Here is a 12,634-nt window from a genome sequence, read left to right as displayed (position 1 = left end):
ATCAGCAAACGACCTCGACATATTTCAGCGCGATCATTGAAGATATAATTGAGCGTATACTCAACAAACAATCAGGCGGTGAACCCAATGCCCAGACCTCCAAGCTATGATCGGGAAACTGCCCTTGCCAGCGCGGTCGGCCTGTTCTGGCACAAGGGCTACCATGGCAGCTCCATGAAGCAGATTGAGCAGGCTCTGGACATGCGCCCGGGCAGCATCTACGCAACATTCGGCAGTAAAGACGGGCTGTTTTCGGAAGCGCTGGCAAGGTATGCGCACCAGGCAGGCGAAGATCTTGCCTGCCACATGGCCGGCTACCACAATGTGCTGGATGGCCTGCAGGCTTTTCTGGTCAAGATCGCCAGGAGCTGTTCAGAGCCAGACTGCAGCACCCCGGCGCGGGCCTGTCTGATTGTGAAAACGCTGCTTGAATCCAGCAACACCAACACCGCGCTCCATCAAGAGGCAAAGGCCTTACTGACCGCCATTGAAAATGCCTTTACCGAGTTACTGGAAGCCGCCAGAAAGCAGGGCGAGCTGGCGCCCGACACAGATTGCCGACGCCTGGCCAGACTGTATCAGAGTCAGATCATGGGGCTTCGTTCCATCGCCGAACGGGAGCTATCTCGGACCGACCTCGAACAGTTGGGTCAGGATATGGCGGCTATCCTGGAGCCCTATCGGGTCCGGAACTGAATCACCGGGCGGGACCGTTGATTTGCTCCAGAAACGCCGCCGGTAACGCATCAATCACGGGCCGGGCGTCGCCGGCCAGCTCCGGGTTCGGCGTCTCCGGTTCCTGACTCAGGGTCACTGGCGATTCGGACCAGTGCAGCAGTTCCAGCCGACCGTTTTCCCGCTCCACCAGCGCGGTGCAGTGTTCCACCCAGTCGCCATCATTACAATAGAGCCCCTCTTCGCTGCGCAGGAAGCCCGCCGAGTGGATATGGCCGCAGATAAAACCGTGATAGTGGCCTTTTTCCGCCGCGTTCAGCGCCGCCAACTCGAAACGGCGGATAAAAGTTCTCGCCTTGCCAATCCGGCTTTTAATCCAGGCCGCCAGCGACCAGTAGGGCTTGCCCTGTAATCGCCGCAAGGCGTTGAACCAGCGGTTCAGACGCAGCAACAACCCATGGGCGCGGTCTCCGACCAGCAGCATCAAAGGACTGCAGCGCACCACCTGGTCAAACTGGTCGCCATGGCAGACCAGAAACTGACGGTCGTCGGCGGTGGTATGCACGGCCTTGTACTGCAATTCGATGCCGGAAAACGTCTGGCCACAGAAACGCCGGAAAAATTCATCGTGATTGCCCGGGATGTACACCACCCGGGTTCCCGTTGCGGCCAGCTCCAGCAGCTTGTGGATAACCTGCCGGTGGCTGTCGGGAAAATGAGCCCGTCGCTGCATGGCAATCAGGTCGACGATGTCGCCCACCAGGTAAAGGGTCTGGCACTGAATGTTATTCAGGAAATCCAGCAGATAGTCCGCCTGGCAATCGGCGGTACCCAGATGGACGTCGGATATGAATACGCTTCGATACTGTCGCATGGTGCCTCCGGTGAGAACAGGCCTGCTTTCAGGATCCTGACATCACCTTGGCAACACCCGGTGACACCGGGGTGACAGCACCAAGACAATTTGATGAAAGCGGAGCCGATGTGGCCGGCTCCGCTGGCTGCAACTACGGGCGAAGGGCGGGATTAAGCGTGTAGGTGCCGGTTACCCGGGCACTGGCCAGCACATGTCCGGCCATGGCCTGACGCACGTCGTTGCCGTCAAATTCACCCTCGAGGCCCAGGGTGTCTACATCCAGAGCATGCACTTCAAAGTGGTAGTGATGGATGATTTCATCATTCCAGGGCGGGCAGGGGCCGTCATAACCGGCATAGGTACCGGCCATGTCCGGATTGCCGGCCAGAAACTGGGTGTAATTGTTCACACCACGGACACCAATCGGACCAGGTCCATAATCCTTGCCCTTGGGACTGACACCATCGCTGTCTTCACCTTCCGGGATCCGCTTTGTGCCAGCGGGAATATCCACCAGCAGCCAATGGAAGAAATCGACACGTGGCAGGTCCGCCGGTACGGTCTTGCCTTCCTGATTGACGTCGTCGGCGACGCTGGGCACATCCGGGTCAAACATCATCACCACAAAGCTTTTGGTGCCCTCCGGTGCACCGTCCCAGACCAGCTCTGGATTCCGGTTGGGACCAAAACTCATGTGGTCCTGCTCACTGAACACACCGAAGGCAAACTTTTCCGGTACCGGCTGGCCTTCCTCAACACCTCGAACCTGCAGTTTCACGTCGCTTTCTCCTGTCTGTTCTTCAAGTGGATGAGAAGTTTGTAGCAGCGCCAACGGCTCTGTGTCCAGCCCGACAATACTAACGATGGAGCCAATAGGTACTTGGGCTCAATTGTCTCGCTCCAACATCGGCGGTAGTATACGCCCCTGTATTAGCTCCCTAATCATAGACATTCAGGCCAGTGACGACAGCCAAGCGCTTTCATCCGAGAGCGTTTGGCTTTCATCACTTAAAGGTCTGAAACGTTATGGAAAACCTTCATCACATAGTCGTGGTCGGCGGCGGAGCCGGCGGTCTGGAACTGGTCACCAGTCTGGGCAACAAGCTTGGCAAAAAAGGCAAAGCCCGTATTTCCCTGGTCGACGCCGGTCTTACCCATGTGTGGAAACCCCTGCTGCATGAAGTGGCCTCCGGCTCGCTGGACGCCAGCGCCAACGAAATCAATTACCGCGCCCACGCCCGCAAGCACCATTACGAGTTTCAGCTCGGCCGCATGAGCGGTCTGGACCGGACCAATAAAGCGATCGTAATTGCCCCGTTCCGGGATGAAGAAGGCCAGGAAGTAGTGCCGGAACGGCGCCTTCATTACGACACCCTGGTGATTGCCGTTGGCAGCACCGCGAACGACTTCGGCACCCCCGGCGCACAGGACCACTGCCTGTTCCTGGACAGTCTGAAGCAGGCTCGCCGCTTTCATAACCTGATGCTCAATGCCTTCCTGCGCAAAAACCACGAAGCCCTTCAGGGCCAGCCCCATGCCCTGAACATCAGCATCATTGGTGCCGGAGCCACGGGCGTGGAACTGGCTGCCGAACTGAGACTCGCATCCCGCGAATTGCCCATCTACGGCATGAACCACCTCAAATCTTCCGATGTTTCCATCAGCGTGATCGAGGCGGCCGACCGCATATTGCCTGCGCTGCCCGGGCGCCTTTCCGCCGCAGCCACCCGGGAACTGGAACGCCAGAAGGTCAAGGTATTGACCGGACAACCTGTAAGCGAGGTGCGCGAGAACAGTCTGATCATGAAGGACGGCACTGAACTGCCCTCGGAAATGACCATCTGGGCCGCTGGCATCAAAGCACCGCCGTTCCTGGCGGAACTGGACGGCCTGGAGACCAATCGCGGCAATCAGCTGCTGGTGGAACAGACCCTGAAAACCACCAAAGATACGGATATCTTCGCGTTTGGTGACTGCGCCGCCTGCCCGCAGCCGGAATCCGACCGGCCGGTGCCACCACGTGCCCAGGCCGCACACCAGCAGGCCGATGCCCTGTTCAAAACCCTCTGCAACCGGCTGGAAGGCAAAGAAGCCGTTCCCTTCGTGTACAACGACCATGGCTCACTGATCAACTTCAGCAAATACACCACCGTCGGCAACCTGATGGGTAACCTGTCCGGACGCAGTATGTATATCGAAGGGAAAGTGGCCAGGCTGTTCTACGTGTCGCTGTACCGAATGCACCAGGTGGCCTTGCACGGTTTCCTGCGAACCGGCGTGATCTGGCTGATGGACAAGATCAGTCGGGCCATGCAGCCACGGTTGAAGCTGCACTGATTCAGCCCCAGTAAAACATCCCCGACTGTTTCCCGAGGATGGTTGCGGCAATGTGCCGGTCGCTGGCTTTGTTGGCGAGGCCATAGCACACGTGCAAGGGCAGGAGGTGCTCTTCCCGGGGGTGACAGAACCGGGCATGGGGCGCTTGCTCCCAATCTGCCAGGCGCTTCGCCCGCTCCGGCTCCGACAGGGAGCTGTCGCCGCAGGTCTGTTCCAGCCAGTCCTCAAAGGCCAGGTTACGGGCCTGGATTTCCGGTGTCGGTGCAGCAAAGAAGGCCCGCATGTTGTGGAACGAGAAGCCGGAGCCAAGCACCAGCAGGTTATCGTAATCCAGTGCCTGCAATGCCCGGCCAATCGCAAGGTGCGTACTGGCGTCCAGAGTGTTGACCAGTGAGAGCTGAATGCAGGGAATCTTTGCCTCCGGATACATCAGTTTAAGCGGCACGAACGCGCCGTGATCCAGGCCCCGCTGGTCATCCAGGCGGGCCTGGATACCAGCCTGATCCAACGCCTGGGCGACCTGCTGCGCCAGCACTGGCTCACCCGGGCAGGGGTATTCGATCTTGTAGGCTTCCGAAGGAAAACCGTAATAATCGTAAATCAGCGACGGCGTAGTACCGGAGGTGATGGTCGGGATCGCCTCCTCCCAGTGGGCGCTGATCACCAGTATCGCAGAGGGTTTGCGCAGGTCAGCCGCTAGCTCTGTTAACCGGACCACCATGTCCTGGTGCCCGGGATCTCCCAGCAGCGGCATGGGGCCGCCACCGTGGGAAACAAACAGTACATCGGTCGCTTTGCTCATGGCGTTCTCCCCGGTTCAGCTTTCTTTCTGCAACAGGTTATCGACAGCGAACCGGCCTGCGCCCTGAATCGCCAGAGCGACGGTGGCGGCAAACAGCGTGAGTGCATACTCGTAACCATTATTGGCCATAAACAAGCCATTACCGATATGCACCGCGAAAATGGCCACCAACATGGTGAAAGCCGCAACCACCGCCGCCGGACGTGTCAGTAGCCCGAGCACCAGTGCCAGACCGCCAAAGAATTCGGCACCACCTGCCAGCAAGGCCATCAGGTAGCCAGGCTCCAGGCCAATACTAGCCAGCCATTGTCCGGTACCTTCCAGCCCATATCCGCCAAACCAGCCGAACAGTTTCTGGGCACCATGCGCTGCCAGGATCAGCCCCACCGGAACCCTCAGTACCAGTGCGGCAAAGCCACCATTGGATTGGAGTAATGCCTTTGTGAATTGAGCGTTCATATTCGTCACCTTAAGTCTTTCTCTGATTGGTTTATCCCGAAGCCCTGGCTTCAGGCTATTGGCTCACTTTACTATCACCAATCTCAAAGACTAAGATGACTCTTGTTGCTATATTATCGTCATTTTATTGATAATCATCAGCACAACTCAGATCAGGACACCGCCATGGATCGTATTGAAGCCATGCGCACCTTCGTGACAGTGGTCAACGAAGGCAGCTTCACCCGAGCCGCTGACCGCCTGGACACCTCGCCACAACTGGTCAGCAAATACGTGTCTCAGTTGGAGACGCACCTGGGCGTTCGGTTGCTGAACCGCACCACGCGCAGGCTCCACCTGACCGAAGCAGGCAGGCAATATTACCCGCGGGCCCAGCAGGTGCTCAGTGATATTGATGATCTGGAAAACCAGCTCGGCGACCTGCAAACCGAGGCCCAGGGCCTGCTGCGCATCAGTGCCCCGGTTTCTTTCGCCATTCGCCACATGCCGGCCCTGCTGACCGAGTTCCAGCGAATGCACCCCGCCGTGGGTATTGATCTGCAACTCAATGACCGGAAGGTCGACATAGTCGAGGAAGGCTTCGACATCGCGCTGCGCATCGGCCGCCTGCAAAGCTCTTCCCTGATCGCCAAGCGGGTGGCGCCGGTGCGGCTGGTGCTGTGTGCCTCTCCAGCTTATCTGGCACGATACGGCACCCCCGGCAAACCGGAAGACCTCCGGGACCATCAGTACCTGCGCTACAGCTACATGGACCCGGATTCCAACCATCCCCCGCAGAAGTGGCTCCAGGACAACCGCAGTGACAACCTGCAGGGAATGGTCAGCAACAACGGCGACGTGCTTGTCGAGGCAGCCATTGCCGGGGCCGGGATTGCCCTGCAACCGACCTTTATCGCGGGCCCCGCCATTCAGGAAGGCAAGTTAACGATCGTCCTGCCGGAACATGAACCGGAGCCGCTGGGGCTATACGCCGTCTACGCTCACCGCCAGTTACTGGCAAGCAAGGTCCGCAGCTTCATCGACTTTATCGACGGTTATTTTGGTGATCCGCCCTACTGGGACAGGTTTGATTAGTCGTGCTCAGGCATACGGTCAACATCAATCCTTCAAAGCTCTCTGCTTCCATAGATAAAAGAGCACAGGAATCACCAGCAACGCCAGAATAACGGCAGATATCATTCCGCCAACCATCGGTGCCGCAATGCGCCCCATTACTTCCGAGCCGGTGCCGGTACCCACCATGATGGGCACCAGCCCCCCGATAATGGCTGCCGCGGTCATCATGATCGGCCTTACTCGCAAACCGGCACCGTGGAGCACCGAATGGCGAAGGGTTTCGCGCCTCGGAGTCAGGCCCTTCTCCTCGCAGGTTTCCAGCATGGCGGCATAGGACTGGTTCAGGTACACCAGCATGATCACGCCGATTTCCACGGCTACACCCGCCAGTGCAATGAACCCGACCCCTACAGCCACAGAGAAGTTGTAACCCAGCAGATACATCAGCCAGATGGCACCGATCATGGCAAAGGGCAGCGTACCCATGATGATCCCGACCTCCGCGAAACGCCGGAAGTTCAGGAACAGCAATATCACAATGATCGCCAGTGTTAGGGGCACCACATAGGTGAGCTTTTCCTTGGCTCGCAGCATGTACTCGTACTGCCCGGACCAGGTCACCGAATAGCCCGCGGGCAGGTCAAGCGATTCGTTCACGGTGGCCATGGCCTGTTCGACGTAGCTACCGACATCAACCCCCTCAATATCGACAAAGGTCCAGCCGTTCAGCCGGGCGTTCTCACTCTTGATTGCCGGCGGACCGTCCTCCACACGGATATCAGCCACATCCGCCAGCGCAATCCGCTGGCCAGAGGCGGTCACAATCGGTAATTGCTCCAGCTTTTCCGGGGAATCCCGGTAATCCTCGGGGTAACGAAGATTCACGGGGTAGCGCTCAAGCCCTTCGATAGTCCGGGAAACATTGATACCGCCAATTGCCGATGCCACCACCTGCTGAACATCTGCAATGTTCAGTCCGTAGCGCGCGGCGCGCTCGCGATCGATATCGACCTTGATGTAGCGGCCCCCGGCGACCCGCTCGGAGTAAACCGACGCTGTGCCAGGTATGTCCACCATGATTTCCTCAAGGCGTTTGCCAATACCCTGAATGGTAGCCAGGTCCGGCCCCGCCACCTTGATGCCGACCGGCGTCTTGATTCCCGTTGCCAGCATGTCGATGCGGGTGATGATCGGCATCACCCAGGCATTGGTCAGGCCGGGGAACCGAATCAGGTTGTTAAGTTCCTGCTTAAGTTTTTCCGTGGTCATGCCTTCCCGCCATTCATCCCTTGGCTGGAGCTGGATAAAGGTCTCGATCATCGTCAACGGCGCCGGATCGGTTGCGGTATCGGCCCGGCCCACTTTACCGAAGACAGTTTCAACCTCGGGTACCGTGGCGATCAGCTTGTCGGTCTGCTGCAGCAGCTCCCGCGCCTTACCGATCGAGATGCCCGGATAGGTGGTGGGCATGTACATCAGATCGCCTTCATCCAGCGGCGGAATGAATTCACTGCCGATTCGGGTGGCAGGCCAGACACCAACAACCAAAGCCAGAACTGCCGCCAGCACAGTTGTTTTCGGGAAGCGAAGTACCAGCTTCAGAACCGGCATATAGGCACTGACCAGCAAACGGTTCACCGGATTCTTGTGCTCCGGCAGCACTTTGCCCCGGATGAAATACCCCATGAGCACCGGCACCAGGGTCACCGCCAGAGCCGCGCTGGCTGCCATGGCATAGGTCTTGGTAAAGGCCAGGGGCGCAAACATCCGGCCTTCCTGTGCTTCCAGTGCGAAAACGGGCACAAAACTGACGGTAATGATCAGCAGGGAGAAAAACAGGGCAGGCCCGACCTCGGAAGCGGATCGGGTTACCACTTCCCACCGGTTTTCCGGCGTTAACGGCGTCCGCTCCATGTGTTTGTGCATGTTCTCGATCATAACAATGGCACCATCGATCATCGCCCCGATCGCAATGGCAATACCGCCCAGTGACATGATGTTGGCGTTGATGCCCTGCCAGTGCATGACAATAAAGGCCGCCAGGATGCCCACCGGCAGGCTGAGAATCGCGACCAGCGAAGACCGCACGTGGAACAGGAAGACAATGCACACCAGACCCACCACCAGGAACTCTTCCAGCAGCTTGAAACCCAGGTTATTGACGGCCCGTTCGATCAGACCGGAGCGATCATAGACCGTTACCACCTCAACCCCCTCGGGCAGGCTGGATTTGAGGTCCTTTAGTTTGTCCTTGACGCCATTGATGGTCGCCTGGGCGTTCTCACCGAAGCGCATGACCACCACTCCGCCAACGGTCTCGCCCTCACCGTTCAGCTCAGCAACGCCGCGGCGCATCTGGGGGCCAACCTCAACAGTCGCCACGTCTTTAAGCAAAAGGGGCGTGCCATTGTCGTCCAGCCCCAGAGGGATCGAGAGCAGATCATCACGGGACTGGATGTAACCTGAGGTGCGCACCATGTATTCCGCTTCAGCCATCTCGATCACGGACGCACCCACTTCCTGATTACCCCGTTTTATGGCGTTCTGGATATGGGCCAGCGGGATCCCCAGGGCGCGGAGTTTTTCCGGGCTGACCTTGACCTGATACTGTTTCACCATGCCGCCCAGGGCGGCCACCTCAGACACACCGGGCACCGTTTGCAGCTCGTATTTGAGGAACCAGTCCTGCAGACTGCGTAGTTCGCTCAGGTCGTGATTTCCGGTGCGATCCACCAGGGCATAGAGATACACCCAGCCCACGCCAGTGGCATCGGGCCCAAGCTGGGGACGAGCCGAGTCCGGCAGGCTGGGCGCCACCTGGGAGAGATACTCCAGCACCCGCGAGCGCGCCCAGTACATGTCGGTGTCTTCATCGAAGATCACGTAGACGTAGGAATCCCCGAAGAACGAGTATCCCCTGACCGTTTTCGCACCTGGTACCGAGAGCATGGCAGTGGTCATCGGGTAGGTCACCTGATCTTCCACCACCTGCGGGGCCTGCCCCGGAAAGCCGGTTTTGATAATAACCTGGACATCCGACAGATCCGGTAAGGCATCCACCGGCGTTTGTTTCAGGGAATACAGGCCGAGCCCCGTGATCAGCAACGTGGCCAGCAACACCAAGAAGCGGTTACCAACCGACCAGCGAATAATGGCTGCAATCATCACTCGCCTCCGCCATGGTTCATGGTGCTGTGATCCATGGTGTCTTGCTCCACGGCATCCTGATTCATCGCGCCATGATTCATAGCACCGTGATCCATGCCTTCGTGATTCATGCCGCCGTCATCCCGGGTCTGAGGTGCAGACATACGCCGGAAATCAGAGCTTTTGCTGGATTCTGAATCGATCAGGAACTGGGCCGATGTAACGACAGTATCACCAGGCATCAGGCCATCGAGTATTTCCGCATACTTTTCCCCCACGCGCCCAACGCTGACGTTTACCGACTTGAAAGCTCCCTCCTCCAGGGCCAGAACGAGGCGATCACTCTGGCCGGTGCGGATAACCGACTCCCGGGGCACCAGAAACTGCCGTTTTCCCCGCTCGCCCTGGACCTCCAGCCGGGCAAACATGCCCGGCATCAGGGCACCATCCTCGTTATCAAACCGCATCCGGACCCGGGCCGTCCGGGTTTTGGGATTCACTTCCGGATAGACGTAATCCACACTGCCACGCCACTCACGGCCGGGCATGTAATCCAGGGTCATCTGCACCCGGTTGCCTGCCTCCACAGCCGAAAGCTGGCTTTCAAACACTTCACCGATCAGCCAGACTTCATCGAGCGCAGCGATCGACAGAACCCGGTCTCCCGGTTTGATGAACATACCCTCGCGCACATTCAGGTTCTCAATCACACCCGAGCGGGGCGCGTAAACCGTCATCGTCCTCTGAATGTCCCGGCTCTGGCGTAACCGGCTGATCAGACTGGCCGGCACATTCAGCGCCGCCAGCCGCTCTGTAGCAGCCTCCACCAGTTTCTGGTTGCCACGGTTCATCGCCAACAGCAGCTCCTCCTGGGCATTCACCAGGGTGGGCGAATATAAGGTGTACAGCGGCTTGCCCTGTTCAACAGGCTCTCCCTCGGCTTTGACAAACAGCGTTTCAATCCAGCCATCAACCCGGGGATGAACGTGAACCATCTGGTCTTCATCGTAGGCCACATAGCCCACAGTGGTGATGTTATTGGGCAGCCGCCCCTGAATCACCGGCTCCGTGCGAACCCCCAGATTATTGACAACCGTCGGTGAGATACGGACCGTGCCCGCCGTATCGTCTGCCGATCCGCCGTCGTCATACACCGGAATCAGATCCATACCCATGGGTGATTTTCCCGGTTTGTCACTTTTGAAATTGGGGTCCATGGGAGCGACCCAGTACAGCGGTTTTTTTGAATCGGAGCTGGCCTGTTCTGCAGAAGAAAGCGCGTGGGTGTCCGATGCAAACCAATAGGTGGCTACCGCACCGGCGAGACCGCCGAGCAACACAAAGCCCAGAGGGCGAACAAAGTTAGCCATGATGATCAGTCCTGATAACGGGTCATTGAAAAGGTAGGGATCTCGGAAGATTCAGCCGTCAGGTAGCGGAAGTTCGCCATATTCCCGGCCCGCTCGGCTTTCATCTGAATCAGTTCCACCTGGGCATTGAGCTCGGCAATTCGCGCGCGCACTGCCTCGGCGAAGTCGCCGTCGTCGTTGTTGTAGGCCGTCAGTGCCGCACTTGCCTGCGCTTCCATTTGTGGCAGAAGGGTCTTTTCATACAGCGCTATGCGCTCATCCAGGCGCTGAATTCTGACAACGGCAGCCCTGGCTTTGGCGCGAAGCCCACGGAGCTGCAGGATACGCTCGGTTTTCGCCGCCTCCAGTCTAGCCACAGACGCGTTGAGCTTCCGGTCCTGCCGATTGCCGGTGAAAAGAGGCAGATCAAAGCCAATCCCCACGGAAAACAGATCGGCCCGGTCCTCGCCGTTCGGAGCCCGGTCACGATATCCGTATTGTGCCGATATCGACCATTCCGGTTTGTAGGACTGGCGGGCCAGATCAACGTCAACACTCTGGGCTTCAATCAACTGATCGGTGGCGCGCACCGCGGGATGTCGGATCAGTGAATCAGTCGCGATTTCAGCCCAGGCAGAAGGGAGTTCTCCCAGCAGTTCGCGGGGGACATGGTCGGTGACGGCCAGCTGTGCCTGATCCAGGCCAATCCACTCGGCCAGCGCTTCCCGATTCGATGCCTGTTGCACCTGCAGTGCTGTCAGCCGGTCCTCAAGCCTCGTCAGCTCCAGCGAAGCCCGGATAACATCCTGCTGCCTGGACCCCATGGAGGCAGAGGTGTAGCCCGCCTCAGCAACATCTTCCAATTGCTCAAACAAGCCTCTGTTGCTTTCAATCAACCGGATACTCTGCTCGGAGCGCCAGACCTCCAGCCAGAGCTGCGTTACCGTCTGTTCAACCTGTGCCCGACGATTCGCGCGCCGGAACGGCTGAACTGCGGCCATTTCCGCCTTCTTCGCGCTTGCCAGCTGACGGCTGTTGCCACGTGGAATTCGCTGGGTAAGACCGACGGTAGCCTGAGTCATGGCCTCCTGGCCCGTATCAAAAGTATCTGTGGGCAGATTCGCGGCGCCGAGGGTCATTCTCGGATCCGGCAGGGCGCCATCGGCAATCGACTCCTCCAGAAGGGCATCCTGAATCTGGACACTCTGGCGAAGCCAGGGATCCTCCTCAGTAGCAACATCAATGGCGTCAGATAACTCAAGCCTGGGCTCGGCGAAACCGGGCAGACCGGTAAGAATCAAAGCACCTAGAACAACGGACTTTACGAGGTGGGGAAGAAAGGACAACGGGACATCTCCATCAATTGTTTTCCTCCCGCGATCTTATTTTATTTATCTGAAACCAAACTGAATAACTGAAAAAAACTCAGCGCTTGACTTTAATAAATAACGGGCAAATCAATTAAAAAATGTTTATTTAAACAGAATTATTATTTCAGGATAAATTCAGGAATCAATGTTTTCATAAACTCACCAACTAACCTGGAGGTGTATTTATGAAACGCATGATCGCGTTAATCTCAGCATTCACTATTTCCACATCCCTCTTTGCAGGCAACATATCAGATGAAAAAGACATGAAGAGCATGGATGAAAAAAACATAAATAATTCATCGTTTGAAGACGTACTTAAGAATGAAGACATGCAACGTCTGCACAGAGAAATGACACGCTACTCCATGTCAGAGTCGGGTTTTGAAGCTCGCAAAAAAATGATGAACAAACAAGGGCGTGCCTACCACGAGGCTCTGAAAGAAAAGCGAAAAAATACCGCAGGGTGACCCTGCGGCAAAACTTACTAGCCCGGATTTCTCATGACGGGATAAAAGAAAGCGGCTGAAAGTGCTATAGTTTCAGGACCTTACACCGTTCACCAAGCACCAACAGCCGCTAT

11 protein-coding genes are annotated in these 12,634 nt (G+C 57.6%); 4 read left to right on the top strand and 7 right to left on the bottom strand.

All coding sequences use genetic code 11. The annotated features are described in order from the left end of the window. The first annotated feature begins 87 nt into the window (after nucleotides 1-87). The gene (locus tag ACSSVV_RS18545; protein WP_011783723.1) at nucleotides 88-696 is read left to right on the top strand and encodes a TetR/AcrR family transcriptional regulator; all 609 of its coding nucleotides are present in this window, start codon (nucleotides 88-90) and stop codon (nucleotides 694-696) included. 1 nt (nucleotide 697) lies between these two features. Here the strand turns inward: ACSSVV_RS18545 and ACSSVV_RS18540 are convergent, their stop codons facing one another. Further along, nucleotides 698-1,549 carry a UDP-2,3-diacylglucosamine diphosphatase gene (locus ACSSVV_RS18540; protein ID WP_454106723.1) on the bottom strand — a complete coding sequence of 284 codons (852 nt, stop codon included), beginning with the start codon at nucleotides 1,547-1,549 and terminating at the stop codon, nucleotides 698-700. Between the two features lie 133 nt (nucleotides 1,550-1,682). Continuing rightward, on the bottom strand, nucleotides 1,683-2,309 hold the full coding sequence (locus tag ACSSVV_RS18535; protein WP_011783721.1) for a YbhB/YbcL family Raf kinase inhibitor-like protein: 627 nt from the start codon (nucleotides 2,307-2,309) through the stop codon (nucleotides 1,683-1,685). 248 nt (nucleotides 2,310-2,557) lie between these two features. On the opposite strand from ACSSVV_RS18535, the gene ACSSVV_RS18530 reads away from it, so the two are divergent. Continuing rightward, nucleotides 2,558-3,868 carry an NAD(P)/FAD-dependent oxidoreductase gene (locus ACSSVV_RS18530; protein ID WP_023007846.1) on the top strand — a complete coding sequence of 437 codons (1,311 nt, stop codon included), beginning with the start codon at nucleotides 2,558-2,560 and terminating at the stop codon, nucleotides 3,866-3,868. A gap of 1 nt (nucleotide 3,869) precedes the next feature. Here the strand turns inward: ACSSVV_RS18530 and ACSSVV_RS18525 are convergent, their stop codons facing one another. Both ACSSVV_RS18525 and ACSSVV_RS18520 read right to left on the bottom strand, forming a co-directional pair. After that, nucleotides 3,870-4,670: a DODA-type extradiol aromatic ring-opening family dioxygenase gene (locus tag ACSSVV_RS18525; RefSeq protein ID WP_023007847.1), complete on the bottom strand. Its 801-nt coding sequence runs from the start codon at nucleotides 4,668-4,670 to the stop codon at nucleotides 3,870-3,872. A gap of 15 nt (nucleotides 4,671-4,685) precedes the next feature. Next, nucleotides 4,686-5,129, bottom strand: coding sequence for a DoxX family protein (locus ACSSVV_RS18520; protein ID WP_114434383.1), 444 nt, complete (start codon nucleotides 5,127-5,129; stop codon nucleotides 4,686-4,688). A 165-nt stretch (nucleotides 5,130-5,294) separates the two neighbouring features. Here ACSSVV_RS18520 and ACSSVV_RS18515 point away from each other — a divergent pair, with 165 nt between their 5' ends. Then, nucleotides 5,295-6,203, top strand: coding sequence for a LysR family transcriptional regulator (locus ACSSVV_RS18515; protein ID WP_454106722.1), 909 nt, complete (start codon nucleotides 5,295-5,297; stop codon nucleotides 6,201-6,203). Nucleotides 6,204-6,227: 24 nt separating this feature from the next. Here ACSSVV_RS18515 and ACSSVV_RS18510 read toward each other — a convergent pair whose 3' ends face one another. Genes ACSSVV_RS18510 through ACSSVV_RS18500 form a run of 3 tightly spaced genes read right to left on the bottom strand, consistent with a single transcriptional unit; the run spans nucleotide 6,228 to nucleotide 12,027 of the window. After that, nucleotides 6,228-9,350, bottom strand: a complete 3,123-nt coding sequence (locus ACSSVV_RS18510; RefSeq protein ID WP_023007850.1) for an efflux RND transporter permease subunit — start codon at nucleotides 9,348-9,350, stop codon at nucleotides 6,228-6,230. Beyond that, on the bottom strand, nucleotides 9,350-10,702 hold the full coding sequence (locus tag ACSSVV_RS18505; RefSeq protein ID WP_454106721.1) for an efflux RND transporter periplasmic adaptor subunit: 1,353 nt from the start codon (nucleotides 10,700-10,702) through the stop codon (nucleotides 9,350-9,352). The genes ACSSVV_RS18510 and ACSSVV_RS18505 overlap by 1 nt, the downstream gene beginning before the upstream one ends. Nucleotides 10,703-10,707: 5 nt before the next feature. Then, complete coding sequence (locus ACSSVV_RS18500) at nucleotides 10,708-12,027, bottom strand: TolC family protein (RefSeq protein ID WP_454106720.1); 1,320 nt, start codon at nucleotides 12,025-12,027, stop codon at nucleotides 10,708-10,710. Nucleotides 12,028-12,236: 209 nt separating this feature from the next. On the opposite strand from ACSSVV_RS18500, the gene ACSSVV_RS18495 reads away from it, so the two are divergent. Next, complete coding sequence (locus tag ACSSVV_RS18495) at nucleotides 12,237-12,521, top strand: hypothetical protein (protein WP_454106719.1); 285 nt, start codon at nucleotides 12,237-12,239, stop codon at nucleotides 12,519-12,521. Nucleotides 12,522-12,634: the final 113 nt, after the last annotated feature.

Source organism: Marinobacter sp. MBR-105 (genome assembly GCF_053628895.1).
The sequence above is the reverse complement of the archived record's forward strand: the minus strand, read 5'-3'. Positions and strand labels throughout refer to the sequence as shown.

Bases quoted from the DNA above. Each gene is read 5' to 3' on its own strand.
- ACSSVV_RS18515 (WP_454106722.1), top strand. From the start codon at position 5,295: ATGGATCGTATTGAAGCCATGCGCACCTTCGTGACAGTGGTCAACGAA.
- ACSSVV_RS18545 (WP_011783723.1), top strand. From the start codon at position 88: ATGCCCAGACCTCCAAGCTATGATCGGGAAACTGCCCTTGCCAGCGCG.
- ACSSVV_RS18530 (WP_023007846.1), top strand. From the start codon at position 2,558: ATGGAAAACCTTCATCACATAGTCGTGGTCGGCGGCGGAGCCGGCGGT.
- ACSSVV_RS18540 (WP_454106723.1), bottom strand. From the start codon at position 1,549: ATGCGACAGTATCGAAGCGTATTCATATCCGACGTCCATCTGGGTACC.
- ACSSVV_RS18505 (WP_454106721.1), bottom strand. From the start codon at position 10,702: ATGGCTAACTTTGTTCGCCCTCTGGGCTTTGTGTTGCTCGGCGGTCTC.
- ACSSVV_RS18495 (WP_454106719.1), top strand. From the start codon at position 12,237: ATGAAACGCATGATCGCGTTAATCTCAGCATTCACTATTTCCACATCC.
- ACSSVV_RS18525 (WP_023007847.1), bottom strand. From the start codon at position 4,670: ATGAGCAAAGCGACCGATGTACTGTTTGTTTCCCACGGTGGCGGCCCC.
- ACSSVV_RS18520 (WP_114434383.1), bottom strand. From the start codon at position 5,129: ATGAACGCTCAATTCACAAAGGCATTACTCCAATCCAATGGTGGCTTT.
- ACSSVV_RS18510 (WP_023007850.1), bottom strand. From the start codon at position 9,350: ATGATTGCAGCCATTATTCGCTGGTCGGTTGGTAACCGCTTCTTGGTG.